Consider the following 1,610-nt stretch of genomic DNA (forward strand, 5'->3'; position numbering starts at 1 on the left):
TGGACGGCACAGCGGCCGTCGCATCGTTGCGTTCGTTGTTCATGCGGAAAATGAGAATCGGCAAAATAGGCGGGCCGTGCCCGCGCGGGTTCCGATCATTCTACCTGAGCGGCTCCCGGCGGGCCGGCGGCCGGTCGCGTGACTCAACGTTCGACGCGCGAAATGGCGAAGCGATCCGGCTCCTCATTCGTCATCGTTCCCCGCTTATACTACGCGGCGGCGGCCGAAACGCGCCGTCGACTCGACATGCGCCCAAGCAGGGATTCATCCGATCATGAGTGCGAAGCAAACCTTGGTTCTGCCCGGTTATGCCAATTCCGGCCCCGGACACTGGCAAACGCGCTGGGAGGCGCTCGATCCGACGTTCGTGCGCGTGGCCATGCCCGATTGGGAGCGTCCCGTCTGCGACGATTGGTGCGACGCGCTCGATCGCGCCATTTCGGCATCTGGCCCGCAGCCAGTCCGGATCGCGGCGCACAGCCTCGGCTGTTTGACCGCCGTGGTTTGGGCGGCGCGTCATTACAGCGACCGTGCGGCATCGAAGGTGGCGGGGGCGTTGCTGGTGGCCGTGCCCGATCCGCACGGGGCGGAATTTCCGGCCGATGCGAACGGCTACGAGCATGTGCCGATGGAGCCGCTGCCGTTTCCGACGATCGTCGTCGCGAGCAGCGACGATCCGTACGGAGGGGTCGCCTTCGCCGAGCGCTGCGCGAAGGCCTGGGGTAGCCGCTTCATCGACATTGGTCCACGCGGTCACATCAACGCCGAAAGTGGGCTGGGCGACTGGCCCGAAGGGCTGGCATGGCTTGCTTCGCTCGAAAGCTGATCGCGTCGGGGCATTGGAAGCCGGGCTCTGCCGCCTCCCGCCGCGCGCCGCTCAGATGACCGCGCGTGCGCGCAAATCGGCGATCGCCGCGCCGTCGTAGCCCAGAAGGCCGCGCAGTACTTCCTCGGTGTGTTCGCCCAGCATCGGCGGGGCGGTCCGCACTTGGGGCGGCGTCTCGCTCATCACGATCGGATTGCGCACGAGCGCGGCCTGTGCACCGCTCGGGTGCGGCACGCTCACCCGCATGCCGCGCGCTTGGACTTGCTCGTTGTCGAACACCTCGGCGAGATCGTTGATCGGCCCGCATGGTACGCCGACGGCTTCGAGCAATTCGATCCACTCGCGCTTGCCGCGCGCCTTCACCATGTCGGCGACGATCGGCACGAGCGCCTCGCGGTGACGCACGCGCTCGGGGTTCGTTGCGAAGCGCGCGTCGTCGGCGAGTTCCGGGCGGCCGCCCACCTGCACGAACTTGCGGAATTGCGCATCGTTGCCTACCGCGAGGATGATCCATCCGTCGCTCGTTTGGAATGCCTGATAAGGCACGATGTTCTGATGTGCATTGCCCCAACGCTGCGGAGGCCGGCCGCTCGTCAGATAGTTCGAGCCCATATTCGCGAGCATCGCGACTTGCACATCGAGCAGCGCCATGTCGATGTATTGGCCGATGCCTGTTCGCTCGCGATGCGCCAGCGCGGCGAGCACGGCGACCGTCGTATACATCCCTGTCATCAGGTCGGCGATGGCCACGCCGGCTTTTTGCGGCCCGCCGCCGGGCAGGCTG

The 1,610-nt window shown here is 66.6% G+C and carries 2 protein-coding genes; one reads left to right on the forward strand and one right to left on the reverse strand.

Going from position 1 to position 1,610, the window contains the following annotated elements:
• Positions 1–274 precede the first annotated feature (274 nt).
• Positions 275–826: an RBBP9/YdeN family alpha/beta hydrolase gene (locus tag VGL01_RS09800; protein ID WP_331568770.1), complete on the forward strand. Its 552-nt coding sequence runs from the start codon at positions 275–277 to the stop codon at positions 824–826.
• Between the two features lie 51 nt (positions 827–877).
• On the opposite strand, the gene VGL01_RS09805 is transcribed toward VGL01_RS09800, so the two are convergent.
• Positions 878–1,610, reverse strand: a 733-nt coding sequence (locus VGL01_RS09805; RefSeq protein WP_331568772.1) for a CaiB/BaiF CoA-transferase family protein, incomplete at its 5' end; no start/stop codon positions are given.

The sequence above is a fragment of the Trinickia sp. genome (genome assembly GCF_036503415.1).
Classification (GTDB): Bacteria; Pseudomonadota; Gammaproteobacteria; order Burkholderiales; family Burkholderiaceae; genus Trinickia.